The 26,097-nt window shown below is 67.7% G+C and carries 25 protein-coding genes and 2 tRNA genes; 20 read left to right on the top strand and 7 right to left on the bottom strand.

The window, feature by feature from the left end; translation table 11 throughout:
- Window positions 1-27 precede the first annotated feature (27 nt).
- The 3 genes from AC0KTM_RS05755 to AC0KTM_RS05765 form a co-directional block, all read right to left on the bottom strand.
- The gene (locus AC0KTM_RS05755) at window positions 28-1,044 is read right to left on the bottom strand and encodes an FAD/NAD(P)-binding protein (protein WP_238958005.1); all 1,017 of its coding nucleotides are present in this window, start codon (window positions 1,042-1,044) and stop codon (window positions 28-30) included.
- A gap of 88 nt (window positions 1,045-1,132) precedes the next feature.
- A complete protein-coding gene (locus AC0KTM_RS05760; RefSeq protein ID WP_238957512.1) occupies window positions 1,133-2,698 on the bottom strand; it encodes a glycoside hydrolase family 13 protein in 1,566 nt (521 codons plus the stop codon).
- Between the two features lie 25 nt (window positions 2,699-2,723).
- On the bottom strand, window positions 2,724-3,119 hold the full coding sequence (locus AC0KTM_RS05765) for a globin (protein WP_225327084.1): 396 nt from the start codon (window positions 3,117-3,119) through the stop codon (window positions 2,724-2,726).
- Between the two features lie 144 nt (window positions 3,120-3,263).
- Here AC0KTM_RS05765 and AC0KTM_RS05770 point away from each other — a divergent pair, with 144 nt between their 5' ends.
- The 3 genes from AC0KTM_RS05770 to AC0KTM_RS05780 all read left to right on the top strand — a co-directional run bounded on the left by AC0KTM_RS05770 (window position 3,264) and on the right by AC0KTM_RS05780 (window position 4,672).
- A complete protein-coding gene (locus AC0KTM_RS05770) occupies window positions 3,264-3,914 on the top strand; it encodes an HNH endonuclease (protein WP_472415154.1) in 651 nt (216 codons plus the stop codon).
- A gap of 67 nt (window positions 3,915-3,981) precedes the next feature.
- Window positions 3,982-4,218: an aa3-type cytochrome oxidase subunit CtaJ gene (gene ctaJ / locus AC0KTM_RS05775; RefSeq protein WP_225327169.1), complete on the top strand. Its 237-nt coding sequence runs from the start codon at window positions 3,982-3,984 to the stop codon at window positions 4,216-4,218.
- Window positions 4,205-4,672 carry a DUF5130 domain-containing protein gene (locus tag AC0KTM_RS05780; protein WP_225327086.1) on the top strand — a complete coding sequence of 156 codons (468 nt, stop codon included), beginning with the start codon at window positions 4,205-4,207 and terminating at the stop codon, window positions 4,670-4,672. The genes ctaJ and AC0KTM_RS05780 overlap by 14 nt, the downstream gene beginning before the upstream one ends.
- Here AC0KTM_RS05780 and pepN read toward each other — a convergent pair.
- Window positions 4,669-7,248 carry an aminopeptidase N gene (gene pepN, locus AC0KTM_RS05785; protein ID WP_472415156.1) on the bottom strand — a complete coding sequence of 860 codons (2,580 nt, stop codon included), beginning with the start codon at window positions 7,246-7,248 and terminating at the stop codon, window positions 4,669-4,671. The genes AC0KTM_RS05780 and pepN overlap by 4 nt on opposite strands.
- A 91-nt stretch (window positions 7,249-7,339) precedes the next feature.
- Here pepN and AC0KTM_RS05790 point away from each other — a divergent pair, with 91 nt between their 5' ends.
- The 4 genes from AC0KTM_RS05790 to AC0KTM_RS05805 are packed head-to-tail and all read left to right on the top strand — an operon-like array spanning window position 7,340 to window position 9,678.
- On the top strand, window positions 7,340-7,963 hold the full coding sequence (locus AC0KTM_RS05790) for a mycothiol-dependent nitroreductase Rv2466c family protein (RefSeq protein WP_201407320.1): 624 nt from the start codon (window positions 7,340-7,342) through the stop codon (window positions 7,961-7,963).
- 40 nt (window positions 7,964-8,003) lie between these two features.
- Window positions 8,004-8,483, top strand: a complete 480-nt coding sequence (locus AC0KTM_RS05795; RefSeq protein ID WP_472415158.1) for a ribose-5-phosphate isomerase — start codon at window positions 8,004-8,006, stop codon at window positions 8,481-8,483.
- 18 nt (window positions 8,484-8,501) lie between these two features.
- Complete coding sequence (locus tag AC0KTM_RS05800) at window positions 8,502-9,308, top strand: Fpg/Nei family DNA glycosylase (protein ID WP_472415160.1); 807 nt, start codon at window positions 8,502-8,504, stop codon at window positions 9,306-9,308.
- A gap of 58 nt (window positions 9,309-9,366) precedes the next feature.
- Window positions 9,367-9,678 carry a hypothetical protein gene (locus AC0KTM_RS05805; protein ID WP_472415162.1) on the top strand — a complete coding sequence of 104 codons (312 nt, stop codon included), beginning with the start codon at window positions 9,367-9,369 and terminating at the stop codon, window positions 9,676-9,678.
- Window positions 9,679-9,686: 8 nt separating this feature from the next.
- Here AC0KTM_RS05805 and AC0KTM_RS05810 read toward each other — a convergent pair whose 3' ends face one another.
- Window positions 9,687-10,877, bottom strand: a complete 1,191-nt coding sequence (locus AC0KTM_RS05810) for a serine hydrolase domain-containing protein (protein ID WP_238957515.1) — start codon at window positions 10,875-10,877, stop codon at window positions 9,687-9,689.
- A 32-nt stretch (window positions 10,878-10,909) separates the two neighbouring features.
- Window positions 10,910-10,980, bottom strand: a tRNA-Gly gene (locus AC0KTM_RS05815).
- Window positions 10,981-11,129: 149 nt separating this feature from the next.
- Here AC0KTM_RS05815 and AC0KTM_RS05820 point away from each other — a divergent pair.
- The 4 genes from AC0KTM_RS05820 to clpP2 all read left to right on the top strand — a co-directional run bounded on the left by AC0KTM_RS05820 (window position 11,130) and on the right by clpP2 (window position 14,015).
- A tRNA-Pro gene (locus AC0KTM_RS05820) sits at window positions 11,130-11,206 on the top strand.
- Window positions 11,207-11,273: 67 nt separating this feature from the next.
- A complete protein-coding gene (tig, locus tag AC0KTM_RS05825) occupies window positions 11,274-12,665 on the top strand; it encodes a trigger factor (protein WP_425326383.1) in 1,392 nt (463 codons plus the stop codon).
- Between the two features lie 127 nt (window positions 12,666-12,792).
- Window positions 12,793-13,383: an ATP-dependent CLP protease proteolytic subunit ClpP1 gene (gene clpP1, locus AC0KTM_RS05830; protein WP_067171178.1), complete on the top strand. Its 591-nt coding sequence runs from the start codon at window positions 12,793-12,795 to the stop codon at window positions 13,381-13,383.
- A complete protein-coding gene (gene clpP2 / locus AC0KTM_RS05835) occupies window positions 13,380-14,015 on the top strand; it encodes an ATP-dependent CLP protease proteolytic subunit ClpP2 (protein WP_225327092.1) in 636 nt (211 codons plus the stop codon). The genes clpP1 and clpP2 overlap by 4 nt, the downstream gene beginning before the upstream one ends.
- Window positions 14,016-14,036: 21 nt before the next feature.
- Here the strand turns inward: clpP2 and mmuM are convergent, their stop codons facing one another.
- A complete protein-coding gene (mmuM, locus tag AC0KTM_RS05840; protein WP_225327093.1) occupies window positions 14,037-14,963 on the bottom strand; it encodes a homocysteine S-methyltransferase in 927 nt (308 codons plus the stop codon).
- 341 nt (window positions 14,964-15,304) lie between these two features.
- On the opposite strand from mmuM, the gene clpX reads away from it, so the two are divergent.
- The 9 genes from clpX (at window position 15,305) to AC0KTM_RS05885 (ending at window position 26,045) form a co-directional block, all read left to right on the top strand.
- On the top strand, window positions 15,305-16,585 hold the full coding sequence (clpX, locus tag AC0KTM_RS05845; protein WP_008255183.1) for an ATP-dependent Clp protease ATP-binding subunit ClpX: 1,281 nt from the start codon (window positions 15,305-15,307) through the stop codon (window positions 16,583-16,585).
- A 43-nt stretch (window positions 16,586-16,628) separates the two neighbouring features.
- Window positions 16,629-17,882, top strand: coding sequence for an MFS transporter (locus tag AC0KTM_RS05850; RefSeq protein WP_238957517.1), 1,254 nt, complete (start codon window positions 16,629-16,631; stop codon window positions 17,880-17,882).
- Window positions 17,883-18,129: 247 nt separating this feature from the next.
- Window positions 18,130-20,085, top strand: a complete 1,956-nt coding sequence (locus AC0KTM_RS05855; protein WP_238958006.1) for a 2-oxoacid:acceptor oxidoreductase subunit alpha — start codon at window positions 18,130-18,132, stop codon at window positions 20,083-20,085.
- A gap of 49 nt (window positions 20,086-20,134) precedes the next feature.
- Window positions 20,135-21,235: a 2-oxoacid:ferredoxin oxidoreductase subunit beta gene (locus tag AC0KTM_RS05860; protein WP_014379675.1), complete on the top strand. Its 1,101-nt coding sequence runs from the start codon at window positions 20,135-20,137 to the stop codon at window positions 21,233-21,235.
- A gap of 1 nt (window position 21,236) precedes the next feature.
- On the top strand, window positions 21,237-21,845 hold the full coding sequence (gene mobA / locus AC0KTM_RS05865; protein ID WP_238957518.1) for a molybdenum cofactor guanylyltransferase: 609 nt from the start codon (window positions 21,237-21,239) through the stop codon (window positions 21,843-21,845).
- 809 nt (window positions 21,846-22,654) lie between these two features.
- A complete protein-coding gene (locus AC0KTM_RS05870) occupies window positions 22,655-23,194 on the top strand; it encodes a transglycosylase family protein (RefSeq protein ID WP_238957519.1) in 540 nt (179 codons plus the stop codon).
- Window positions 23,195-23,296: 102 nt separating this feature from the next.
- Window positions 23,297-24,553, top strand: coding sequence for a saccharopine dehydrogenase family protein (locus tag AC0KTM_RS05875; RefSeq protein ID WP_238957520.1), 1,257 nt, complete (start codon window positions 23,297-23,299; stop codon window positions 24,551-24,553).
- Window positions 24,554-24,704: 151 nt separating this feature from the next.
- Window positions 24,705-25,283: a DUF937 domain-containing protein gene (locus tag AC0KTM_RS05880; protein WP_238957521.1), complete on the top strand. Its 579-nt coding sequence runs from the start codon at window positions 24,705-24,707 to the stop codon at window positions 25,281-25,283.
- Window positions 25,284-25,445: 162 nt separating this feature from the next.
- Window positions 25,446-26,045, top strand: a complete 600-nt coding sequence (locus AC0KTM_RS05885) for a LysM peptidoglycan-binding domain-containing protein (protein ID WP_238957522.1) — start codon at window positions 25,446-25,448, stop codon at window positions 26,043-26,045.
- Window positions 26,046-26,097: the final 52 nt, after the last annotated feature.

Here is a 26,097-nt window from a genome sequence, read left to right on the forward strand (position 1 = left end):
CGCCGGCGCTCCGGCGGTCGCCGAAGATCAGGGCCCGTAGCGCAGCCACAGCGGCAGAACGGCGTCCAGATAGTCCATGAATTTCTTCAGCCCCACCCGGAATTGCCCGTACCCGTAGGGGTCTTGCGCGTACTGAGGAAACGCGATGCCCACCCCGAACAGGCCGGGAGCGAGGATTCCGTTGGTGCGGTTGTAGTCCAGCGGGCCCCACTGCGGTGTCTCGGGCAATCGTCGGCGTTCGAAGCCCACGGTATAAACCACCCGGTCGCACCGGGCCAGCTGCCCGGAGAACTCCGGGCTCGACACCCAGCACCGCTCCAGTCGTTCCGGAAGCACCCCGTCGATGTTTTCCCGCGCCCACACCGCCGCCTGGCCCTTCAGCCCGGTGTCGTCGAACAGGATCCAATCATCAAAGTACACAGCGTATTTCAGCGGGCTTCGGTAGAAGTTGATCACCCGCTTGACGGGATGGCGCAGCAAATTCGGCAGCACGATCATGGACGAGTGCGATGAGCCGAACACGCCGACCGTCGCGCCCTGCAGCGGCTCCCGCGCGAGCTTCTCGGGATCGAGGGCGACCTCCACCAAAATTTCGTCGAGCTCGGGGTGGTAAAGCTTCTTGGCGGTCGCCCCGACGGCCAGGATCACGTTTGTGGAGACGATGTCGTCGTGTTCGGTCTCGATCCGCCACCGCCGGTTTTCCAGGTACAGCGCCGTCGCGGACGTCGTGAACGTGGCGACCTGCTCACGCAGATGCCCGGTGATCCACACCAGCGGTTCGGCCACCAGCCCCAGGGCGCAGGTTTCCCGGGGGTCGATTTCCCGCAGCGGCATGGGTGGTGCCTCTTCGAATCGAAATGACTTGGAGCCGTTGAAGTATTCGAGGAAGAGGCCCACGTGGGTATTGCTCGACACCGACCGCCACTTTTGGCCGATGTCGCCGCCGGCGAAGGCGGGATCGACCCAGGCGATCCTTTCGGCCGCGATCCCGTGATCGAGCAGCCGCCCCACCGCGGCGACGCCCGCCGGCCCGGCACCGATCACTGCCCACGCGTAGGAAGTCATGCACCACATATAGAGCAGTGCGCGGCGAAACGCCCACCGGGTCCCGGGCCGGTAAGCCCCGAGCCGGCTACGCCAGCCAGGCCGCGGAGTCCGGGGGGAGTTTCCCGTCGAGCAGCGGCGCGCTCGCCAGGATGAGTTCCCCCGGCGGCAGGGGCACGGGTTGTGCGCTGCTGTTGAGCGCGCACACCAGGCCGCCGGGACGTCGGAAGGTCACCGCATCGCCGGACGCGTCGAGCCACTCGACACCGTCGCCGTCGAATTCGACTCGCCGCTTGCGCAATCCGAGCGCGCGCCGGAAGAACGACAGCGTCGAGTCGGGATCGGCGCTCTGCTTTTCGACGGTCAGCGCCGCCCATTGCCTCGGCATCGGCAACCAGGTGTCGGCACACGACGAGAACGCGAACGGGGGGTCGTCGCCCGACCACGGGATCGGCACCCGGCATTTGTCGCGTCCGCGCTCGGTGTGTCCCGAGCGCTCCCACGTCGGGTCCTGCAGCACCTCGTCGGGCAGCTCGACGTCGGGCAGCCCCAGTTCCTCGCCGTTGTAGATGAACACCGCGCCCGGCAGGGCGAGCATCACCATCGCCATCGCGCGGGCCCGGCGCAGCCCCAGGTCGCCGCCGCCGTAGCGGGTGACCTCGCGGCCGACGTCGTGGTTGGACAGCGTCCAGGTCGGTACGGCGTCTTGCAGGGCGGTGGCGGCCAGCGAGTTCTGGATCGCGTCACGGATCGCGGCGCCGTCGAAGTCGATCCGCGTCAGCCGGAAATTGAACCCGAGGTGCAGTTCGTCGGGCCGCAGGTACTCCGCCCAGCGGGCGTTGTCGGTGACCCAGACCTCGCCGACGGTCACCGCCCCGGGATAGTCGTTGATCACCCTGCGGATGTCGCGGTGGATGTCGTGCACGCTCGGGTTGTTGAAGCGCGGGTCGTCGTCGGTGTGGTGCAACACCTTGGACTCGAGGTCGGGCGAATCCGGCAGGCCGGCCGGCTTGGCCATGCCGTGCGCGACGTCGATGCGAAATCCGTCCACGCCGCGTTCCAGCCAGAAGCGCAGCGTCTTCTCGAAATCGTCGAAGACGTCCGGGTGCTCCCAGTTGAGGTCCGGCTGCTCGGTGTCGAACAGGTGCAGATACCACTGGCCGGGATGGCCGTCGGGTTCGACCACTCGGGTCCACGCCGGTCCGCCGAAGACCGAGGTCCAGTTGTTGGGCGGCAGCTCCCCGTCGGCGCCGCGGCCGTCGCGGAAGAAGTACCGTTCCCGCGCGTCGGCGCCCGGGCCGGCCGCCAGCGCCGCGGCAAACCACGGATGGGCCGAACTGGTGTGGTTGGGCACCACGTCCATGGTGATCTTCATGCCCCGCCGGTGCGCCGCGGCGATCAGCCGTTCGATGGCGGCCATCCCGCCGAACAACGGGTCGATGTCGCGCGGATCGGCGACGTCGTAACCGTGGTCGGCCATCGGGGAGACCGTGACCGGGTTGAGCCAGATCGCGTCCACGCCGAGTCGCTCGAGGTGATCCAGGCGGGCCGTCAGCCCGTCCAGGTCGCCGACGCCGTCGCCGTCGCTGTCGGCGAACGACCTCGGATACACCTGATAAAACACCGCGCTCGACCACCACGCTGCCGGGCTCATGCCGCTCCGTTCGGTTCGCTGGGCTTCAAAACGAGGAGTTGACCAGTGAGTCGGCGGCCATCTCGAGATAGCTGAGCAACTCGCGGCGATGCTCGTCGTCGAGTGTCGCCGAATCGATGGAGGCGACGGCCGTGTGCATGCAGCGCAGCCACGCGTCGCGCGCCAGCGGAGTGATCCGAAACGGGACGTGCCGCATCCGCAGCCGGGGGTGTCCCCGCAGGTCAGAATAGGTGCGCGGGCCGCCCCAATACTGCTCGAGGAACATCCGCAAGCGCTCTTCGGCGCCCTCGAGGTCGTCCAGCGGATACAGCTCGCTCAGAATCTCGTCCTCGGGCACCTGAGCGTAAAAGCGCGACACGATCGCGTGGAAAGTCTCGGCACCGCCGACAGCGTCGTAGAAGGACTGTCCTACCTCATCCATCGCCGTCCATTGTGGGGCATCGCCGCGGCGGCGAGCGGAGGCGGCCCGATCACGCTCCTGCTGTTCACCGGCTGGACACGGCGTTTCACCTGCAATAGGGGTGCGATTGGCGACGAATCATGGTGGACTGTTCGCGGAGGATCTATGGCGCAGGGCAAAAGACGCCGCAGCCACCGCAGTAGTCAGGTGGCCGCGGCAGGGTTAACCGGGCCCACAACCGTGTCATCGCTGCACAGTGTTGAGATCCATCCGCCCGCCCGCCCGGAGGGCGCTTCCATCTGGAGTCGGCGGCGGGTGCTGCTGCTGAATTCCACCTACGAACCGCTGACCGCGCTGCCGATGCGGCGCGCCATCGTCATGGTGATCTGCGGCAAGGCCGACGTGGTGCACCACGACCCGGCCGGCCCGGTCATCCACTCCGCGACCAGCTCGATCGTGGTGCCGTCGGTGATTCAGTTGCGGTCGTACGTCCGCGTCCCCTACCGGGCGCGCGTCCCGATGACCCGCGCCGCGCTGATGCACCGCGACCGGTTCTGCTGCGCCTATTGCGGGGCGAAGGCGGACACCGTCGACCACGTGGTGCCCCGCAGCCGCGGCGGCGATCATTCCTGGGAGAACTGCGTCGCCTGCTGCTCGACCTGCAACCACCGCAAGGGCGACAAGCTGCTCAGCGAGCTCGGCTGGGCGCTGCGCCGGCCGCCGATGCCGCCGACGGGGCAGCACTGGCGGCTGTTGTCGACGGTCAAGGAGCTGGACCCGGCCTGGGCCCGATACCTCGGTGAAGGCGCCGCCTGACCGCCAATCCGGTGTCCGGTCGCGCCGGCGGATCGCGTGGTGGGATACGGTTTGCGTCGTGAGTCCTATGCATCTTCACCTGTTCATCGTCGGCATACCGCTGTTGCTGGTGGTCGCGCTGTCGGTGCTGATCTGGTCCCGCAAGGGGCCGCACCCGGCGTCCTACAAGTTGGGCGAGAAGTGGACGCATCCGCCGATCCTGTGGGCCGCCATCGGTGAAGAGGTCGGCCACCCCCACGGCGGGCATGGGGGGCACGGCACGTCGGAATTCTCGGTCGGAGGTGGCGCCAGTGGCACGTGGTGAGGTAGCGACGAGGGAACCCGCCGAGCTGCCGTACGGCTCGGTGATCACCACCAGCGGACGGATCTCCGGCGTCACCGAGCCCGGCGAACTCTCGGTGCATTTCCCGTTTTCGACCAAAGATCTCGTGGCCGTGGACGACGCGCTGAAATTCGGGTCGCGGTCCTCCAAGACGCGTTTCGCGATCTACCTGGGCGACCTGGGCAGCGACACCGCCGCGCGGGCCCGCGAGATCCTGGCCGACGTGCCGACGCCGGACAACGCGGTGCTGCTGGCCGTCTCGCCCGACCAGAGGGTCATCGAGGTGGTCTACGGGTCCGCCGTCCGCGGGCGCGGCGCCGAGTCGGCCGCACCGCTGGGTGTCGCCGCCGCCTCCTCGGCATTCGAGCGCGGCGATCTGGTGGACGGGCTGGTCAGCGCGATCCGGGTGCTGAGCGCGGGGATCTCCCCGGCCTAAGCCTCGGCGGCGTCGAAACGGCGCGCGCGCAGCGAACGCTTCACCCCGGCCTGGCCCTCGAGCACCAGCCGCCGCAACGCGGCCGGGACCTCGGGGTCGGACAGGAACTCATCGGCCGCGGCGATGCCGTCCTCGCTGATATCCCAGTGCGGATACAGGCCGATCACCACCGTCTGGGCCACTTCGCTGGATCGGCGCGCCCAGACCCCGGAGATCGCCTCGAAATACCGCGCGGTGAACGGCTTGAGCAACTCATGCTGGGCCGGCGGGGCGATGCCCGCGATGATCGCGCGGGCGGTGATGTTGGCCAGGGTGTCGTCCTCGACCACCGTCGTCCACGCCGCCTCCTTGACCTGCAGCTGGGGCCGCGCCGTCGCGGCCTGGGCGCCGTGCCGCTTGCCGGCGGCGGTCGGGTCGCGCTGAACCTCGGCGTCGATGAACGGCGTCGCCGGTCCCTCGGCGTCGATCTCGCCGGCGGTGGCCAGCGCGGTGACGATCCGCCATCGCAGATCCGTGTCGATCTCGAGGCCCGGCAGTCCCAGGTCGGCGGGGGAGCGGTCGAGCAAATCCGCCAGCGCCACGACATGGCGAGTCGACAGGACCGACGAGCACAGCGTGTTGACGAAGGCGAGCTGGTGATCCGATCCGGGCTGCGCGGCGCGCGCCAATTCCAGCAACCGGTCGGCGAACTGCGGCCAGCCCTGCTCGCGCGCCCAGCCCGGCTCGGCGTAGGACGCCAGCGCCGTCTGCGCCTGAAGCAGCAGCCGCTGCGCCACCCCGACCTCGGTTTCGGCGTGCACGCCGCCCGCCACCAGGGCCACGAAATCGCGGGCCCGCAGTTCGGCCTCGCGCGTCATCTCCCAGGCCGCCGACCAGACCAGCGAGCGCGGCAACGGCTCGGCGATGTCGGCGATGCGACCCAGCGCGGTGCGCAGCGACTCGGCGTCCAGCCGCAACGAGCAATACGTCAGGTCATCGTCGTTGACCAGAACCAGCTGGCCCCGCGAAACACCAACCAGCGCAGGAACTTCCGTCACCGGGCCCTCGACGTCGAGCTCTTCGCGGCGCACCCGGACCAGCTTTCCCGACCCGTCATCGTCGTAGATGCCGATGGCCAGCCGGTGCACCCGGGTCTCGCCCGCGCCCGGGGCGGCCCCGCTCTGGGTCACCGCGAACCGCGTGAACCTGCCGTCACCGTCGACGTCGAAATCGGGCCGCAGCGTGTTGAGCCCGGTCGTCTTCAGCCACTGCTGACCCCAGTCGGACAGGTCGCGCCCCGACGCCTTCTCCAACGCGGCGACCAGATCGTCGAACGTGGCGTTGCCGAACGCGTGGGTGCGGAAGTAGTCGCGCAGCCCGGCCAGGAAGTGCTCCAGCCCGACGTAGGCGACGAGCTGCTTGAGCACCGAAGCGCCCTTGGCGTAGGTGATGCCGTCGAAGTTCACCTCGACGGCGGCCAGGTCCGGGATATCGGCGGCGATCGGATGGGTCGAGGGCAACTGGTCCTGTCGGTAGGCCCACGACTTCTCGACCGTGGCGAACGTCGTCCAGGCCTCCGTGAATTCGGTTGCCTCGCTTTGGCATAGCACCGACGCGAACGTCGCGAAGGACTCGTTCAGCCACAGGTCGTCCCACCATGCCATGGTGACCAGGTCCCCGAACCACATGTGCGCCATCTCATGCAGCACGGTCTCGGCGCGCCGCTCGTAGGACGCCCGGGTGACCTTGCTGCGGAAGACGTAGTCCTCTAGGAAGGTCACCGCGCCCGCGTTTTCCATAGCCCCGGCGTTGAACTCGGGGACGAACAGCTGATCGTATTTCCCGAAGGCGTAGGGCAAGCCAAAGTTCTTGTGGTAGAAGCCAAATCCCTGCTTGGTCTGGGTGAAAAGCCGCTCGGCGTCCATGTGTGGCGCCAGCGACGCCCGGCAGTAGATGCCCAGCGGTATTTCGCCGTGTTCGTCGGTGTAGGCGTCCTTCCACTCGGCGTACGGGCCGGCGATCAGGGCGACCAGATAGGTGCTCATCCGCGGGGTGGTGGCAAAGGTGTGCAGGCCGTCGTTCACCGACACCGACGCGCCGTTGGAGATCACCTTCCAGTGCTTCGGTGCGGTCACCCGCATGTCGAAGGTCGCCTTGAGATCGGGCTGGTCGAAGCAGGCGAACATGCGCTTGGCGTCGGCGGTCTCGAATTGCGAGTACAGGTAGGTCTCGTCGTCGACCGGGTCGACGAACCGATGCAGACCCTCGCCGGTGTTGGAGTAGCGGCAGTCCGCGTCGACCACGACGACGTTGCGGTCGGCCAGCCCGCGCAAGGCGATGCCGGTCGATTCGTCGTATCCGGAGACGTCGAGGTCGCGGCCGTTGAGCGTGGCGGCGCGCACCGTGTCGGCGGCGATGTCGATGACCGTGTCGGCGCCGGCGAGCGCGTCGAACACCACCGTGGTGACCGAGCGGAAGGTCCGTTCGCCGGGACCGCCGTGGGAGTCGGTGAGATCGAGATCGATTTGATAGCTGGCGACGGTGATCAGGGAGGCGCGCTCGACGGCTTGTTCGCGGGTCAGGTTGGGGAGTGCCACGTGTCCAACTTACGGGTTGGGCAACCCGGGAACAGGAGCGAGAGGCCTACGGTTGTGCAGACCAGACTTGCAACCGACGAGAGGACTCGCCATGCCCGACAACGCGCCCGCGAAGAACAAAGCCGATTTCTGGTTCGACCCGCTGTGCCCGTGGGCGTGGATCACCTCGCGCTGGATCCTCGAGGTGGAAAAGGTCCGCGACATCGAGGTGAACTTCCACGTGATGAGCCTGGCGGTGCTCAACGAAAACCGCGAGGGCCTGCCCGACGAATACCGCGAACGGTTGGCGAAGGCATTCGGTCCGGTGCGGGTGGCGATCGCCGCCGAACAGGCCCACGGCGCCGAGGTGCTGGCACCGCTGTACACCGCGATGGGAACCCGGATTCACAACGAGGACAACAAAGAACTGGATGACGTGATCAAGCAGTCGCTGGCCGAGGTGGGCCTGCCGGCCGAGCTGGCCGACGCCGCGAACAGCGACGCCTACGACGAGGCGCTGCGCAAGAGCCACCACGCCGGGATGGACGCGGTCGGCGATGACGTCGGCACGCCCACCATCCACGTCAACGATGTGGCGTTTTTCGGTCCGGTGCTCTCCAAGATTCCGCGCGGTGAGGAAGCGGGCAAGCTGTGGGACGCCTCGGTGGCCTTCGCGTCCTACCCGCACTTCTTCGAGCTCAAGCGCAGCCGCACCGAGAAGCCCGACTTCGCCTAGCGCGGTCGGGCCGTCGCGCGGCTGTGTAAGGATGGCGTCCATGCGCGTCTACCTCGGCTCTGACCACGCCGGATTCGAGCTCAAGCAGCAGATCATCGAGCACCTCGAAAAGTCCGGCCACGAGCCGATTGACTGCGGCGCCTTCACTTACGACGCCGACGACGACTACCCGGCGTTCTGCATCGCCGCCGCCACGCGCACGGTGGCCGACCCGGAAAGCCTGGGCATCGTGCTGGGCGGGTCGGGCAACGGCGAGCAGATCGCCGCCAACAAGGTCCCCGGGGCGCGGTGCGCGCTGGCCTGGAGCGTCGAAACCGCGACGCTGGCTCGCGAACACAACAACGCCCAGCTGATCGGCATCGGCGGCCGCGTGCACACGGTGGGGGAGGCGCTGGAAATCGTCGACGCCTTCCTGACCACGCCGTGGTCGAAAGCCGAACGCCACCAACGGCGTATCGACATCCTCGCCGAATACGAACGCACCCACCAAGCCCCGCCGGTACCCGGCGCGGCGGGCTGACGCCGGAAAGGTCTGCGCGTGCCCGAAGGGCATACCCTGCACCGGCTGGCCCGGCTGCACCAACGCCGCTACGCCGGCGCGCCCGTGTCGGTGTCGAGCCCCCAGGGCCGCTTCGCCGATGCGGCCGCGGCGGTCGACGGCCGGGTATTGCAACGCACCAGCGCCTGGGGCAAACACCTGTTTCACCACTACGCCGGCGGCCCGATCGTGCACGTGCATCTCGGCCTGTACGGCGCCTTCACCGAATGGGAACGCCCCGGCGACGGGTCGTTTCCCGAGGCGGTGGGTCAGGTGCGGATGCGCATGATCGGCGCCGGCTACGGCACGGACTTGCGCGGCCCGACGGTGTGCGAAGTGATCGACGAAGGGCAGGTCAGCGACGTGCTGGCCCGGCTGGGTCCCGACCCGTTGCGCGGCGACGCCGATCCGTCGTGGGCGTGGAAACGAATTGCCAAGTCGCGCAGGCCCATTGGCGCGCTGTTGATGGATCAGGCCGTCATGGCCGGCGTGGGCAACGTCTACCGCAGCGAGTTGCTGTACCGCCACGGCATCGACCCGTTCCGCCCTGGCCGCGACGTCGGCGAGGACGAGTTCGACGCGGCCTGGACCGATCTGGTGGCACTGATGAAGATCGGTTTGCGCCGCGGCAAGATCATCGTGGTGCGGCCCGAACACGATCACGGCGCGCCGTCGTATCGCCCCGACCGCCCCCGCACCTACGTCTACCGGCGTGCCGGCGAACCGTGCCGCGTGTGCAAAGACGCGATCCGCACGACGGTGCTGGAGGGCCGCAACGTGTTCTGGTGCCCGACCTGCCAAAAATAACGGGGAAACATCGCCGCCTCCGGTTTGAATTCAAACGGGGTGGGCATGTGTTGAGTCCATGAAGACTCTCGCTCGATCGGCTGCAACGATTTCCGCCATCGCGGGTCTGGGCTTGGCGGGGCTGGGCGTCGCGACCGACGCGCAGGCGCGTCCCGGTCCGTTCCCGCAGTGGTGCCCCGGTGATTTCTGGGACCCGGGCTGGGGCGACAACTGGGACACCGGGAACTGCCACGACAATTGGCGCGGATCCGGACCTAATCCGTACCTGAACCCCGGCGGACCCGGCGGTCCCGGTGGGCTGGGCGGGCCAGGTGGTCCCGGCGGCGGCGGTCCGGGCGGTGGTGGACACGGCGGTGGCGGCGGCCACTAACGGCGTCGCTAGCTGACACCCAGCACGGAGTAGACCGCGTTCGACAGGACCAGGCTGCGCGGGTCCGCGTTGGCCTTGGTGGGGTCGAAGTGATTCGCCACGTAGGCATAGCCGATGCGGTGCTCCAGATCGACGAATCCGAACGAGCCGCCCAGCCCGCCGTGGCCGAAGATCCGCGGGTTGGGTCCGTTGACGCAGCGCTGGTTGAGCATGTACCCCAGCCCCCAGCCGTGGTCGGCGACCCGCGGCCCCAGCACCAGGTCGGTCTCCAGCCCGCCCTGACAGACCCGCACCAGGTCCATGTGCTCGCGGCTGAGCACCTTCTCCTGGGCGAGCGCGTTGTAGAACGTCGCCAATCCCAGCGCCGACACCTGCCCGTTGGTGCCCGGGAATTCGAGTTCGCGCCACAGGCTCAGATCGTGTGAGCCGAGTTCGTCGTCGGGGGCGAACCCCATCGAGATGGACAGGCCCGCCTTGGGGTGCTCGGCCAGGCTGGTCGGCCGGCCTGGGGCCTTGGCGTCGGCCAGCAGGTCCCGGGCGTGCGGCTTGTTGATCCGCTCGGCGCAGCGGCGCTGTTCGGCCAGCGGCAACCCGATGTGGACGTCGGCGCCGAACGGTTCGGCGATCTCGGTCCGTAGGTACTGGCCGATCGTGCGGCCCGTGACCCGGCGGAACACCTCGCCCATGATGAAGCCGAAGGTGGTCATGTGGTAGCCCTGGGCGGTGCCCGGCTTCCACCAGGGCTCGGCGGCGGCGAGCTGTTCGCAGACGTAGTCCCAATCCGCGACCTGTTCCCAGCGCATCCGGGTGCGCGGCCCGATCACGCCGGAGCGGTGGCTCATCACCATCGCCAGGGTGATGTCCTGTTTGCCCGCTTGGGCGAACTCCGGCCAGTAGTGGGCCACCGGCGCCTGCAGGTCCAGCTCGCCGCGGTCGGCCAGTTGGTGCACGCAGGTGGCCGACAGGCCCTTCGTGCCGGACAGCACCGTGGTCAGGGTGTTCTGCTGCCAGGGCCGGGTGCGGGCTGCGTCGGCCCAGCCGCCCCACAGGTTGACGACGAGAGACCCATCGACCCACACCGCGACGGCCGCGCCGACGTCGTTGCCCTGCGTGAAATTGCGCTCGAACGCGTCGCGAACCCCGACGAAATCCGACGCGCATGAGCCGTGGATCGACGCGTCCGTCGTCAGGTCGCTCATGGCGCCTCTCTATCGAGCAGATAGTTAGCCCGAGCGGGCGACGGGAATCGAACCCGCGTAGCTAGTTTGGAAGACTAGGGCTCTACCATTGAGCTACGCCCGCATGTAGTTAGTCGAGCGTGACTGTAGCTGGCGACGAAGATCAAATCTAATCGACGCGGCTTTGTGATCTCTGTGTGAGGTCCGCGAGGTCGCTGCCCAAGCCTGTGACGGACCTGGCTTTGCGGGGCCTTAGGATCATCGAGGTCAGCGCGGGGTGTAGCGCAGCTTGGTAGCGCATCCGCTTTGGGAGCGGAAGGCCGCAGGTTCAAATCCTGTCACCCCGACCAGCACGACCGGCCCGCGCGCTGCGCGCGGCCCACCGACCACCAGGAACGAGCACCGAGGAGCACACCCGTGAAGAGCACCGTCGAGCAGTTGAGCCCCACCCGGGTGCGCATCAATGTGGAGGTCCCCTTCTCCGAACTCGAGCCGGACTTCCAGCGGGCCTACAAGGAGCTGGCCCGGCAGGTGCGCCTGCCCGGCTTCCGGCCGGGCAAGGCGCCGGCGAAGTTGCTGGAGGCCCGTTTCGGCCGGGAGGCGATGCTCGACCAGGTCGTCAACGACGCGCTGCCCGCGCGGTACGGACAGGCGGTCGCCGAGTCCGAGGTGCACCCGCTGGGCCAGCCCGAGATCGAGGTCACCAAGAAGGAGTACGGCGAGGAGCTGGCGTTCACCGCCGAGGTCGACATCCGCCCCAAGCTCACCCTGCCGGACCCGGGCTCCGTGACGATCTCGGTGGACCCCATCGAGGTCAGCGACGACGACGTCGACGCCGAATTGCAGTCTCTGCGTGCCCGATTCGGCACCCTGACCGGGGTGGAGCGCCCGGTCGCCGACGGTGACTTCGTCTCCATCGACTTGTCCGCCACTATCGACGGCGAAGAGGTCCCGGGCGCCACCGCGCAGGGGCTGTCCCACGAGGTCGGCTCCGGCCGGCTGATCGCGGGCCTCGACGAGGCGCTGGTCGGCTTGTCCGTCGATGAATCCAAGGAGTTCACCGCGCAGTTGGCGACGGGCGAGCATGCGGGGAAAGACGCGCAGGTGACCGTCACGGTGAAGTCGGTCAAGCAGCGCGAGCTGCCCGAGCCCGACGACGAGTTCGCCCAGTTGGCCAGCGAGTTCGACACCATCGAGGAGCTGCGGTCCAACCTGCGCGAGCAGGTCGGCCAGACCAAGCGCGCGCAGCAGGCCGAAAGCATTCGCGACGCCGCGATCGACACGTTGCTCGAGCAGGTCGACATCCCGCTGCCCGAAGCGATCGTCAAGGCGCAGGTCGACAGCGCGCTGCACAACGCCCTGCACAGCCTCGACCACGACGAATCCAAGCTCGACGAGGTGCTCGCCCAGCAGGGGAAGTCGCGCGAGGAGTTCGAGACCGAGACGCGCACCGCCGCCGAGACGGACGTCAAACGACAGCTGCTGCTCGACGCGCTCGCCGACGAGCTGCAGGTCCAGGTCGGCCAGGACGACCTGACCGAGCGGCTGGTCGCGACCTCTCGCCAGTACGGCATCGAGCCCCAGCAGCTGTTGGCCTACCTCCAGGAGAACAACCAGCTGCCGGCCATGTTCGCCGATGTGCGCCGGGCGCTGGCCATCGCCGAGGTGATCCGCGCGGCGACGGTCACCGACACCGCCGGAAACACCGTCGACACCGATGAGTTCTTCGGCAAGCGCGCGGAGGCGGACGCCTCGGGTGACGTCGCCGGTGACGTCGAAGAACCCACGGCGGCCGACGCCGGGGAGTGACCGTGCGATGACGCTGTGAGCGAACGCGCCCGTTTCGGGGGTGCGTGGCCGCGAAACGGCGGGCCCGGTTGGTTAGTGTCGGTGAAGACAGATCTGACAGAAAGCAGGTAACCCGGTCGTGACTGACATGCGTTCAAACTCGCAGGGTCTCAACCTCACGGACTCCGTCTATGAGCGCTTGCTGTCCGAGCGCATCATCTTCCTGGGTTCGGAGGTGAGCGACGAAATCGCCAATCGGCTGTGCGCGCAGATTCTGCTGCTCGCCGCCGAGGACTCCACCAAAGACATTTCGCTCTACATCAACTCGCCCGGCGGATCGATCAGCGCCGGCATGGCGATCTACGACACCATGGTCCTGGCGCCGTGTGACATCGCCACCTACGCGATGGGCATGGCCGCCTCGATGGGTGAGTTCCTGTTGGCGGCGGGCACCAAGGGCAAGCGTTACGCGCTGCCGCACGCCCGCATCCTGATGCACCAGCCGCTCGGCGGGGTGACGGGCAGCGCGGCCGACATCGCCATCCAGGCCGAGCAGTTCCACGTCATCAAGAAGGAGATGTTCCGGCTCAACGCCGAATTCACCGGCCAGTCGATCGAACGCATCGAGGCCGACTCCGACCGCGACCGCTGGTTCACCGCGCAGGAGGCCCTCGAATACGGCTTCGTCGACCACATCATCACCCGCGCCGCCCACATCACCAATGGAGAAGCCCGATGAACCCCGAAACCCAGCCTCAGGCGCGCTACATCCTGCCGTCGTTCATCGAGCACTCCAGCTTTGGGATCAAGGAGTCCAATCCCTACAACAAGCTGTTCGAGGAGCGCATCATCTTCCTCGGCGTCCAGGTGGACGACGCGTCGGCGAACGACATCATGGCGCAGCTGCTGGTGCTCGAGTCGCTGGACCCCGACCGCGACATCACCATGTACATCAACTCGCCCGGCGGCGGATTCACCTCGCTGATGGCGATTTACGACACCATGCAGTACGTGCGGGCCGACATCCAGACGGTGTGCCTGGGGCAGGCCGCCTCGGCGGCCGCGGTGTTGCTGGCCGCCGGGACCCCGGGCAAGCGGATGGCGCTGCCCAACGCCCGGGTGCTGATCCACCAGCCGTCGCTGCAGGGTGTGATCCAGGGCCAGTTCTCCGATCTGGAGATCCAGGCCGCCGAGATCGAGCGGATGCGCACCCTGATGGAGACCACGTTGGCCCGCCACACCGGCAAGGACGCCGCGACGGTCCGCAAGGACACCGACCGGGACAAGATCCTGACCGCCGATGAGGCCAAGGACTACGGGATCATCGACACCGTGCTGGAGTACCGCAAGCTTTCCGCCCAGAGCGCCTAGCCCCTTTCGCCGAACGTGCACTCACGGCGAATTTTCGGCTGATTCTTCGCCCTGATTGCACGCTCGGCGCACGGCGGCGATGTCCGCCGGCCCCACCCGGCAGCAGCCGCCGATAATGCGAGCGCCCGCCGAAACCCATTGCGACGCAAGCCCCGTCGCGAACGTGCGCGGGCCGGCCCACCCGCGACCGTCCCAGCGTTCCCCGCTGTTCGGGTAGACGATGACGGGCTTGCCGAGCACCGATGCGCTCGCGATCGCCGGCAACACGTCGTCGGGCGCGCAGCAGTTGACCCCGACGGCCACGATCTCGTCGACGCCGGCGGCCACCGCGAACGCGTCGGCCAGCGGTTGTCCGGCACGGGTCCGGTCCCCGTCGATCGTGTAGCTCAGCCACGCCCGCATCCCGACCGAGCGGACCAGGCCGACCAACGCTTCCGCCTCGTCGACGTCGGGCACGGTTTCGCAGGCGAGGACGTCGGCTCCGGCGTCCGCCAGGGTCTCCAGTCGGGGCCGATGCCATCGCGCCAACGCCGCGACCGACAAGCCGTAGCGCCCGCGGTACTCCGAGCCGTCGGCCAGCGCAGCGCCGTAGGGTCCGACCGAGGCGGCGACGAGGAGACCCGCGGGTTCGCCGCGGCCGGCCTCGTCCCGCGCGGCCTTCGCGAGCTCGACGCTGCGGCGCAGCAGCCCGCCGGTTTCCCGCCGATCCAATCCGCGCGCCGCAAAACCCTCGAATGACGCCTGGTAGCTGGCCGTCGTCGCGATGGTGGCCCCGGCGCGGAAGTAGGCGGCGTGGACGGCGACGATCTCGCGCGGGGCGTCCGCGAGCAGCCTGGCCGACCACAACCGGTCGGACAGGTCATGACCCCGCGCTTCGAGCTCGGTGGCCAAGCCGCCATCGAGCAGCACGGTTCCGCTGGGCCAGGTGAAGTCCACGGCCAAACCCACGTGGCCACTGTAGGGTGATTTCGTGGGGGATTCGCCCAGGCCTCGTGTGACTATCCGGGGCTGGGTCGGCACCTCCGTCGGAGGTGGGATGGGACGGGCGCCGGACTCGGTCGCATTACGACCGCGACACGCCAAAGACACGCAAAGCGCGCCTTTCGCGAGCGACGGGCATCGTGTGGCTATATCTTTCCTCCATACGGAAGGGGCATGAACTCCCGCAAATACCATCGGCGCGATTCGGCGTTTATGGTCGCGGCGGGCCCGATCAAGCGGGTAGCGTCGGTGAATACATGCGGGACAGGGAAGTCCAACGGCGAAGAGGAAGTAGGCACTGACGCACCATGGCACGCATCGGAGACGGCGGGGACCTGCTGAAGTGCTCGTTCTGCGGGAAGAGCCAGAAGCAGGTCAAGAAGCTCATTGCTGGCCCCGGTGTATACATCTGCGATGAGTGCATCGATCTCTGCAACGAGATCATCGAAGAGGAGCTCGCCGACGCCGACGACGTGAAGCTCGATGAACTTCCCAAACCCATCGAGATCCGGGAGTTCCTCGAGGGCTACGTCATCGGGCAAGACACCGCCAAGAGGACGCTGGCGGTCGCGGTCTACAACCACTACAAGCGGATTCAGGCCGGCGAGAAGGGCCGGGACTCGCGGCACGAGCCGGTCGAGCTGACCAAGTCCAACATCTTGATGCTCGGACCCACCGGATGCGGCAAGACCTACCTGGCCCAGACGCTCGCCAAGATGCTCAACGTCCCGTTCGCCATCGCCGACGCCACCGCCCTGACCGAAGCCGGCTACGTCGGTGAGGACGTCGAGAACATCCTGCTCAAGCTCATCCAGGCCGCCGACTACGACGTCAAGCGGGCCGAGACGGGCATCATCTACATCGACGAGGTCGACAAGATCGCCCGCAAGAGCGAGAACCCGTCGATCACCCGCGACGTCTCCGGGGAGGGCGTGCAGCAGGCCCTGCTGAAGATCCTGGAGGGCACCCAGGCGTCGGTTCCCCCGCAGGGCGGCCGCAAGCACCCGCACCAAGAGTTCATCCAGATCGACACCACCAACGTGCTGTTCATCGTCGCTGGGGCGTTCGCCGGCCTGGAGAAAATCATCTACGAGCGCGTCGGCAAGCGTGGCCTGGGCTTCGGCGCCGAGGTCCGCTCGAAGGCCGAGATCGACACCACCGACCACTTCGCCGAGGTCATGCCCGAAGACTTGATCAAGTTCGGCCTGATCCCCGAGTTCATCGGCCGGCTGCCGGTGGTCGCGTCGGTCACCAATCTCGACCGCGAGTCGCTGGTCAAGATCCTGTCCGAGCCGAAGAACGCGCTGGTCAAGCAGTACCTGCGGCTCTTCGAGATGGACGGCGTGGAGCTCGAGTTCACCGATGACGCCCTGGAAGCGATCGCGGATCAGGCGATCCACCGCGGCACCGGGGCGCGTGGCCTGCGCGCCATCATGGAAGAGGTCCTGCTGCCCGTGATGTACGACATCCCGAGCCGCGACGACGTCGCCAAGGTCGTGGTGACCAAGGAGACCGTGCAGGACAACGTGTTGCCGACGATCGTGCCGCGCAAGCCGTCGCGCACCGAGCGCCGCGATAAGAGCGCCTAACTAGATCCGGGAGCCTCCCAGCACGCCGCGTGACAGCGCTGACGTGATCCCACCGCGTGTTGCGTACGGGCTGGACCTGCTGAACTTCCTCCTCGCCGATGTTCGTGACGGGCTGGGCCCGTACCTGTCGATCTACCTGCTGCTGACCCACCACTGGGACCAGGGCTCAATCGGATTCGTCATGGCGGTCGGGGGCATCGGCGCGATCGTCGCGCAGGCCCCGGCCGGCGCCCTGGTGGACCGGAGCACCGCCAAGCGGGCACTGGTCATCGGCGGCGCGCTGACGATCACCGCGGCGTCGTTGGCGATGCCGTTGTTTCCCGGGTTTTCTTCGATCTCGGTGCTGCAGGCGCTCACCGGCATCGCCGGATCCGTCTTCGCCCCGGCGCTGGCCGCGATCACCCTGGGGCTGGTCGGCTCCCGTCGCTTCTCCCGCCGGATCGGGCGCAACGAGTCGTTCAACCACGCCGGGAACGCCACGGCGGCGGCGATTACCGGCGGCTTGGCCTACTTCTTCGGGCCCGTCGTCGTGTTCTGGGTGCTCGCGGTCATGGCCGCCGCCAGCGTGGTTGCGGCGCTGTGGATTCCGGGCGACGCGATCGACCACGACGTCGCCCGGGGCATGGACCACGATCCCGGGCAACCGCACCCGAGCCCGTCGCGGCTGGCGGCCTTGGTGGGCAATCGCCGGCTGATGATCTTTGCCGCCACGGTCATCGCCTTCCACTTCGCGAATGCGGCCATGCTGCCGCTGGTCGGGCAACGGCTGGCGCTGCACAACAAGGACGTCGGGACCGCCCTGATGGCGGGCTGCATCGTGGCCGCGCAGGTCGTCATGGTGCCGGTGGCCTATGTCGCCGGCGCCAAGGCGGATTCCTGGGGCCGAAAGCCGATCTTCCTGGTCGGATTCGCGGTCTTGGCCGCCCGTGGATTTCTCTACACCCTCTCGGACAACTCCTGTTGGCTGGTGAGCGTGCAGTTGCTGGACGGCGTTGGGGCCGGCGTGTTCGGCGCGCTGTTTCCCCTCGTCGTGCAGGACGTGACGCATGGAACCGGTCGCTTCAATGTCAGCTTGGGGGCGGTGACGGCCGCGACGGGCATCGGTGCCGCGGTGTCGAACCTCGTCGCGGGCTCGATCGTGGTCGCGGCCGGATACGACGCCGCATTCGTCTTTTTGGGTGCTCTGGCCGCGGCCGGGTTCGTCTTGTATCTGGTTGCGATGCCGGAAACGGCGGCGGCCAAACTCGGCGCGGAAAACGCGGCATCCGGAGGCCGACACGGTACGAACGACGGTTGATAACGCGCGAGACGTGACCAACGCCACAGTTTGCCGAGCTACTCATCAGTAGATGGCGCTGACGTCGCCTTTTGACTGCGAACGCGGCCGAGATGACGCCGCAGAGACGGCCATGGCGATCGCAAATCAGTGCCATAATTGGTACCGCCAGTGACATAAAACCGTGATGGCCGGAGACTCCCTTCGCCGACGCGTAACCTGAAGCTGCGCGAACTGTCTGTCCGGTGAACAAATGGAGGGCAAAGACGTGGATCCGAACGGCAGCGGAGCCGGATCAGACTCACAGAACGGGGCTCCCCCGAACGGATCTGTCCGTCAGCGCCTCGAACAGGTCGTCATCCGCTTCGCCGGTGACTCCGGCGACGGCATGCAGCTCACCGGTGACCGGTTCACTTCCGAGGCAGCGCTTTTCGGAAACGACCTGGCGACCCAGCCGAACTATCCCGCCGAGATCCGTGCGCCTGCAGGCACCCTGCCCGGCGTCTCGTCCTTCCAAATTCAGATCGCCGACTATGACATCTTGACCGCCGGCGACCGGCCCGACGTGCTCGTCGCGATGAACCCGGCCGCGCTCAAGGCCAATATCGGCGACCTGCCCCGCGGCGGCATGGTGATCGCGAACTCCGACGAGTTCACCAAGCGCAACCTGACCAAGGTGGGCTACGTCACCAACCCGCTCGAGACCGACGAGTTGTCCGACTACGTCGTGCATTCCGTCGCGATGACGACGTTGACGCTCGGGGCGGTCGAGGCCATCGGCGCGACGAAGAAGGATGGCCAACGCGCCAAGAACATGTTCGCGCTGGGGCTGCTGTCGTGGATGTACGGGCGGCCGATCGAAACCAGCGAAAAGTTCATTCGGGAGAAGTTCGCCCGCAAGCCCGAGGTCGCGGAGACCAACGTGCTGGCGCTGAAGGCCGGTTGGAACTACGGCGAGACGACCGAGGCCTTCGGCACCACCTACGAGGTGTCCCGGGCGACCCTGCCGACGGGCGAATACCGCCAGATCTCGGGGAACACCGCCCTGGCGTACGGCATCGTCGCGGCCGGCCAGCTCGCCGACATCCCGGTCCTGCTCGGCAGCTACCCGATCACGCCGGCCTCCGACATCCTGCACGAGCTGTCCAAGCACAAGAACTTCAACGTCCTCACTTTCCAGGCCGAGGACGAAATCGGCGGCATCTGCGCGGCGATCGGCGCCTCCTACGGCGGCGCGCTGGGGGTCACCACCACGTCGGGGCCGGGCATTTCACTCAAGTCCGAAGCGCTCGGGCTGGCCGTGATGACCGAACTGCCGTTGCTCGTCGTCGACGTGCAGCGCGGTGGCCCCTCGACCGGGCTGCCCACCAAGACCGAGCAGGCCGACCTGCTGCAAGCGCTGTACGGCCGCAACGGCGAGTCACCGGTGGCGATCCTCGCGCCGCGGTCACCGTCCGACTGCTTCGAGACCGCGCTCGAGGCCGCGCGCATCGCGGTCTCCTACCACACCCCGGTGATCGTGCTGTCCGACGGCGCGATCGCCAACGGCTCTGAGCCGTGGCGCATTCCGGACGTCAGCACGCTGCCGCGCATCACGCACGCCTTCGCCAAGCCGGACGAACCGTTCCAGCCTTACGCGCGCGACCCCGAGACGCTGGCCCGGCAGTTCGCCGTGCCGGGCACCCCGGGGCTCGAGCACCGCATCGGCGGTCTGGAAGCGGCGAACGGCTCGGGCAACATCTCCTACGAGCCGGTCAACCACGACCTCATGGTCCGGTTGCGCCAGGCCAAGATCGACGGCATCTCCGTTCCCGACCTGGAGGTCGACGATCCGACCGGTGACGCCGAGCTGCTGCTGATCGGATGGGGCAGCTCCTACGGCCCGATCGGCGAGGCCTGCCGGCGCGCGCGCCGCAAGGGCATCAAGGTGGCGCACGCGCACTTGCGCTACCTCAACCCGTTCCCGGCCAACCTCGGCGAGGTGCTGCGACGCTACCCGCAGGTGGTGGCGCCCGAAATGAACTTGGGCCAACTGGCATTCGTGCTGCGCGGCAAGTACCTGGTGGACGTCCAGTCCGTCAGCAAGGTGCAGGGTGTCGCATTCCTGGCCGACGAGATCGGCCGCGTCATCCGCGCCGCGCTGGGCGGGACATTGGCCGAAGTCGAGAACGACAAGACGATGGTCGCCAAAATGGCGGCGGCAACGGTTGGGGCCGGCGCATGATTCGCGCCGGCGTCAATGCAGAGCGAAGCGATGAGGAGGAGCGGCGCTCGTGACTGACCTGATCGGCAATTTGGCGGGCAAAGACCTCGGTGTGACCCCGAAGTTGACCAAGAACGACGGGGTCCCCACGCTGTCCGCTGAGGACCAGCCCCAGAAGTCCAAGGACTTCACCAGCGACCAGGAGGTGCGTTGGTGCCCGGGCTGCGGGGACTACGTCATCCTCAACACCATCCGGAACTTCCTGCCGGACCTCGGGTTGCGCCGCGAGAACATCGTGTTCATCAGCGGCATCGGCTGCTCGAGCCGCTTCCCGTATTACCTCGAGACCTACGGATTTCACTCGATCCACGGGCGCGCCCCCGCCATCGCCACCGGCCTGGCGCTGGCCCGCGAGGACCTGTCGGTGTGGGTGGTCACCGGTGACGGCGACGCCCTGTCGATCGGCGGCAATCACCTGATCCACGCGCTGCGCCGCAACGTCAACATCACCATCCTGCTGTTCAACAACCGGATCTACGGGCTGACCAAGGGCCAGTACTCGCCCACCTCGGAGGTCGGCAAGGTCACGAAGTCGACTCCGATGGGGTCGCTGGACCACCCGTTCAACCCGGTGTCGTTGGCCCTGGGCGCCGAGGCGACCTTCGTCGGCCGCGCTCTGGACTCCGACCGCAACGGACTGACCGAGGTGCTGCGCGCGGCCGCCGGGCACCGGGGCGCCGCCGTCGTCGAAATCCTGCAGGACTGCCCGATCTTCAACGACGGCTCGTTCGACGCGCTGCGCAAGGAAGGCGCCGAGGAGCGGGTCATCAACGTCCGCCACGGCGAACCAATTGTGTTCGGCGCCAACGGCGAATACTGCGTCGTGAAGTCCGGGTTCGGCCTGGAGGTGGCCAAGACCGCCGACGTCTCCGTCGACGAAATCGTGGTGCACGACGCCCACAGCGACAACTCGGCCTACGCCTTCGCCCTGTCACGGCTGTCGGATCAGAACCTCGAGCACACGGTGCTGGGCATCTTCCGCAACATCAACAGGCCCACCTACGACGACGCGGCACGCTCGCAGATTCAGGCGGCCCAGTCGGCGAAGCCGTTCGACTCCGCGGCGCTGCAATCGCTGCTGCGCGGCCGCGACACCTGGACCGTCGACTGACGTGGCCGAGCAGGTACCCGACACCACAGTGTCCCTGGCCGGAATAGTGCTGGCCGGTGGCGAATCGCGGCGGATGGGCCGCGACAAGGCGACCTTGCCGGGTCCCGGCGGGGCCCCCACGCTGCTCGAGCACGTGGTCGGGGTCGTCTCCCAGCGCTGCGACCCGGTCTTCGTGATGGCCGCGCCGGGGCAACCGCTGCCCGAGGTGCAGGCGCGCGTGCTTCGCGACGAGGTGCGCGGTCAGGGGCCACTGCCGGCGACCGGAGGCGGCCTGCGCGCCGCGGCGGAAACCGGCGCCCGGTTCGCCTTCGTCTGCGCCGTCGACATGCCGCTTCTGTCAGCGGGTTTGATCGACGACCTGATGGGGCTGGCCACCGAGACCAACGCCGAAATCGTGCTGCCGTGGGACGGTCGCAGCCACTACCTCGCCGCGGTGTACCGCACCGATTTGGCCGAGCGGATTGACGGCCTGGTCGCCGGCGGCGCCCGCTCGATGCGTGCCTTGATCGATGCCTCCGATGCCCAACAGATCGTGCTGCCGGAATCGCGTTTCTTGGCCAACGTCAACTCGGAGAGCGACCTGCGCGCTCTGGCGCAGCTCCAAGCCTGACGCCAACCGCTCCGGGCGTCGTGATCCTTTGGGTCAGCGGGCATTTGAGGCCTTTGCGGAGTGCACGAGGAAATCGCGGCGTGTGACGAAGTAGCCGTCCGTTCCTGAAAAGCCTTGTCGCCGTGAGTGTTTAGCGAAAGTCATTGTTGGAAAGCACAATACGCGCCATCCGCGTCGAATGCCGTGCTTCGCTGCGATGCGGTTGACGAATAGCTATGTGGGGCAAGTCAATTCGGCAGAGGTCGCCTTTTTCCTGCCTATCCCGCGTGGGGATGTGAGGAATGGGGCGGGCATGCGGTACGCTGCGCGGCCCGCCGACAAGACGGCAGAAATCCGTTGTGACTGCTTCTAATCGGCGGCAGCGCCGCGAATGAACGTGCGCCAGCTCACAAATTACGCGTGATTAGGCTCACCATTTGTTTGCGGATGCCGTTGCGGTTCCCGGTCCGAAAACTCGCCTGTGACCTGCATTAATGGCCTTGCTATCGCGGCGTGATCGGGTCGTTACCCAAACGAGATATGCGATTTCCGAAGATGACGAACGCCTCGGCGTTCTCTACGGTCCCTGTTAGCCCGCAACGGGTTACGGAAAGTAATCAACAAAATTGAATCCACGGACCCGCGTGTGAGCGGCGCCACGGACGGCGAAAGCCCGACCGTGGACGGTGGGTGACAACCCGCCGGGCAGACCTGGCCCGCCGCTGTCGTGCCTGACCCAGACGGCACGTTCCAAAACAGGCATTCAGCCAACGACCTTCAGCCCACCTGCGTGGGCTTGTTTTGGCGCGCGCGCAGCGAAAGGAAAGATATTGAAGAACGTCCGCAAGACGCTCATTCTTGCCGCGGTCACGGGCACACTTGTGTCCATCCCGTCGGCCACCGCCCACGCCGACGAAGCGGTGGCTTTCGACCCGAACCTGCCGGCAGCGGCCCCGGACGCTCCGGCGCCCGATGCACCTCCGGCCCCGGACGCTCCGGCCCCCGATGCGCCTCCGGCCCCGGACGCTCCGGCGCCCGATGCGCCTCCGGCCCCGGACGCTCCGGCGCCCGTCGGTTTCGACCCGAACGTCCCGCCGCCTCCTGGCCCCGACGTCCCGCCGCCGCCCGCCCACCGGGCGTACAGCGTCAACTGGGACGCCATCGCGCAGTGCGAGTCGGGCGGTAACTGGGGCATCAGCACCGGTAACGGTTTCTCCGGTGGCCTGCAGTTCACGCCGAGCACCTGGCGCTCCAACGGCGGCAGTGGTTCCCCGTCCGGCGCGAGCCGCGAGGAGCAGATCCGCGTCGCCGAGAATGTGCTGCACTCGCAGGGCATCGGCGCGTGGCCGGTGTGCGGACGCCGCGGCTGATCGACGGCTTCGCTGACATACATATAAGGAGTGCCGGGCCCCGTGCCCGGCACTCCTTGTCTCCAGCGGTCGCCACCCCCGTCGTCGGGTAGCGTCGGGCCCGTGACCGCAACGCCGCGCGAATTCGACATTGTGCTGTACGGGGCGACCGGCTTCGTCGGGAAGCTCACCGCCAAATACCTGGCCCGCTCGGCGCCGGACAAACGGATCGCGCTGGCCGGCCGGTCGCCCGGCCGGCTGCGTGCCATACGCGACACGCTGGGCGAAACCGCGCGGTCGTGGCCCGTTCTGAACGCGGATGCCTCGGCGCCGTCGACGCTGAACGAGATGGCGGCGCGCGCGCAGGTCGTCATCACCACGGTCGGCCCCTACACGCGCTACGGGTTGCCGCTGGTGGCCGCCTGCGCCGCGGCGGGCACCGACTACGCCGACCTGACCGGCGAGGCGATGTTCGTCCGCGACAGCATCGACCAATTCCACAAGCAGGCCGCGGATACCGGCGCCCGCATCGTGCATGCGTGCGGATTCGACTCCGTTCCTTCGGACCTCAGCGTGTATGCGCTGTACCGCGCCGCGCGCGACGACGGCGCCGGCGAACTCGTCGACACCGACCTCGTGGTCCGGTCCTTCTCCGGCGGGGTGTCCGGCGGCACCGTCGCGTCGATGTTGGAGGTGCTGGACACCGCCTCCCGCGATCCCGAGGCCCGCCGCCAACTCGCCGACCCGTACACGCTCAGCAGCGACCGCGGCGCCGAACCCGACATCGGCCCGCAGCCCGATCTGCCGTGGCGTCGCGGTGGCCGGATCGCGCCGGAACTGAGCGGCGTGTGGACCGCGGGCTTCGTCATGGCGCCCTACAACACCCGGATCGTGCGGCGCAGCAACGCCCTGCTGGACTGGGCCTACGGACGCGGGTTGCGCTACAGCGAAAGCATGAGCCTGGGGTCGTCGCCGATCGCGCCGGTGGCCTCCGCTGTTGTGGGCGGGGCCGCCGCCGCGACGTTCGGCCTGGGCAGCCGTTTCTTCCGGCTGCTGCCGCGCCGGCTGGTGGAGCGCATCGTGCCCAAACCCGGAACCGGCCCCAGTCCGGCCGCGCGGGAACGCGGCTACTACCGCATCGAGACCTACACCACCACGAGCACCGGCGCCCGCTACGTGGCGCGCATGGAGCAGCGCGGCGACCCGGGCTACAAGGCGACTTCGGTGTTGTTGGGGGAGTGCGGCCTGGCGCTGGCATTCGACCGTGACAAGCTCCCGGACCTACACGGCGTCCTCACGCCCGCGGCCGCGATGGGCGACGCGCTGCTGGACCGCTTCCCCGCGGCGGGTGTGTCGCTGCAGACCCAACGGCTGAACTGACGGGGCATCGATCCGGATCGGCGCAGTTCCGGCAGGTTACCAGTTACTGAACACCAAATCGTTCCTGCCCGAAGGGTGTTGGCCGAAGCCGCATGCGTCTAGTGTCGTAATTGACTTGGCTCCGATATCAGGAACGAAGGTGGACGCACCGATGGCCGGTCTCGATGATCTGTACAGCCAGATTCCCACGTCTGAAATCGCAAACAAGCTCGGCGCCGACGAAGCCGACGTGCAAAACGCCGTTCACACGCTGGTGCCGGAGCTGCTCGGCGGCCTGCACCAGAATTCGCAAGATCCCGCACACGCCAGCACGATCGAGTCCATGGCAACCAGCCATGCCGCGCGGGGCCTACTCGACGTTGGTGGCGCCCCGGGCGAGAGCGACGGGCACCAGGCCGTCGCGGCCCTGTTCGGCGGCATCGACGCCGACCAGGTCGCATCGGCCCTGGCCGATCGCGGTGCAGGTAACCCTGACCTGCTCAAGCAACTGCTGCCGATGGTTCTGCCAATTGTGTTGGCGTACATCGGAAAACAGCTCGGTTCCGGCAGCGGGGCCGGCGCGTCGCAGAGAACGGAGGCAGCCGGCGGTGGCGGTCTCGGCGAGGTTCTGGGCAGCATCCTCGGTGGCTCCGGCAACAAGTCCCTTGGCGGCATCGTCGGAAATGTGTTGGGCGGCAAGGGAGGTGCAATCGGCGACATCCTCGGCGGCCTACTCGGGGGCAAGAAGTAGTCCAGCGCCGAACCGCATTGTTCTCTGGTAGTTCCCCTAGGGTTTCGATCGCGTCGAATCCAGGGCTGCCCAAGGCAATCCAAGATGAGTAGGTTCGTCCTCATCGGACATAGGAAATAACGTCCGACCAATCGGCCGGGCGGTAGACGAGAGGGAAATGCCATGGCGGACACGCTGACCCAAGGACAAAAGCTGGTGCGGGGCGAATCGCTCACCTCGAACAACGGCGCCTACACGCTGACCTTGCAGGACGACGGCAACCTGGTGCTGGCGTCCCGCGGCCAAGCGATCTGGTCCGCCGGTACCGACGGTCAGAATGTGGTGCGCGCCGAAGTGCAACCCGACGGCAATTTCGTCGTCTACACGGCCGACAAACCCGTGTGGCACAGCAACACAGCCGGCAAAAAGGACGTCAAGCTCGTGCTGCAGGACGACCGCAACCTGGTGCTCTACGCCGGAAATGAGGCGGCCTGGTCGACCAAGACCGAGACGGACGCGCCGCCGCCGCCGGCGCCCGAGGCGGCTACGCAGGCCGCCGCAGAGGAGCCCGCCGCGCCGGTCGAGGAGCCCGCCGCGCAAGCGCCTCCCGAGCCAGAGCCAGAGCCGGCCGTTCGGACGTACACCGTCGAATCCGGTGACAGCCTGTGGGCGATCGCGGAGCGCTTCTACGGCGACGGCAGTAAGTACCAGGCGATCGCCGATGCGAGCGGAATCCCGAACCCTGACCTGATCCAGCCCGGTCAGGTGCTCACGATTCCCTGATCGCCGGGAACGGCGTCAGCGCCCCGGATCCCTGTGAGCTGCGGGTTCGGGC

The sequence above is a fragment of the Mycobacterium sp. NTMscope_Eco_3 genome, assembly GCF_976985685.1.

Excerpts from the sequence above, each read along its gene's own strand:
- AC0KTM_RS05770 (WP_472415154.1), top strand. The coding sequence starts at position 3,264 with ATGGCGCAGGGCAAAAGACGCCGCAGCCACCGCAGTAGTCAGGTGGCC.
- clpP2 (WP_225327092.1), top strand. The coding sequence starts at position 13,380 with ATGAACCCCGAAACCCAGCCTCAGGCGCGCTACATCCTGCCGTCGTTC.
- AC0KTM_RS05760 (WP_238957512.1), bottom strand. The coding sequence starts at position 2,698 with ATGAGCCCGGCAGCGTGGTGGTCGAGCGCGGTGTTTTATCAGGTGTAT.
- AC0KTM_RS05790 (WP_201407320.1), top strand. The coding sequence starts at position 7,340 with ATGCCCGACAACGCGCCCGCGAAGAACAAAGCCGATTTCTGGTTCGAC.
- clpP1 (WP_067171178.1), top strand. The coding sequence starts at position 12,793 with ATGCGTTCAAACTCGCAGGGTCTCAACCTCACGGACTCCGTCTATGAG.
- AC0KTM_RS05765 (WP_225327084.1), bottom strand. The coding sequence starts at position 3,119 with ATGGATGAGGTAGGACAGTCCTTCTACGACGCTGTCGGCGGTGCCGAG.
- AC0KTM_RS05805 (WP_472415162.1), top strand. The coding sequence starts at position 9,367 with ATGAAGACTCTCGCTCGATCGGCTGCAACGATTTCCGCCATCGCGGGT.
- ctaJ (WP_225327169.1), top strand. The coding sequence starts at position 3,982 with ATGCATCTTCACCTGTTCATCGTCGGCATACCGCTGTTGCTGGTGGTC.
- AC0KTM_RS05885 (WP_238957522.1), top strand. The coding sequence starts at position 25,446 with ATGGCGGACACGCTGACCCAAGGACAAAAGCTGGTGCGGGGCGAATCG.
- clpX (WP_008255183.1), top strand. The coding sequence starts at position 15,305 with ATGGCACGCATCGGAGACGGCGGGGACCTGCTGAAGTGCTCGTTCTGC.
- AC0KTM_RS05810 (WP_238957515.1), bottom strand. The coding sequence starts at position 10,877 with ATGAGCGACCTGACGACGGACGCGTCGATCCACGGCTCATGCGCGTCG.
- AC0KTM_RS05795 (WP_472415158.1), top strand. The coding sequence starts at position 8,004 with ATGCGCGTCTACCTCGGCTCTGACCACGCCGGATTCGAGCTCAAGCAG.
- AC0KTM_RS05880 (WP_238957521.1), top strand. The coding sequence starts at position 24,705 with ATGGCCGGTCTCGATGATCTGTACAGCCAGATTCCCACGTCTGAAATC.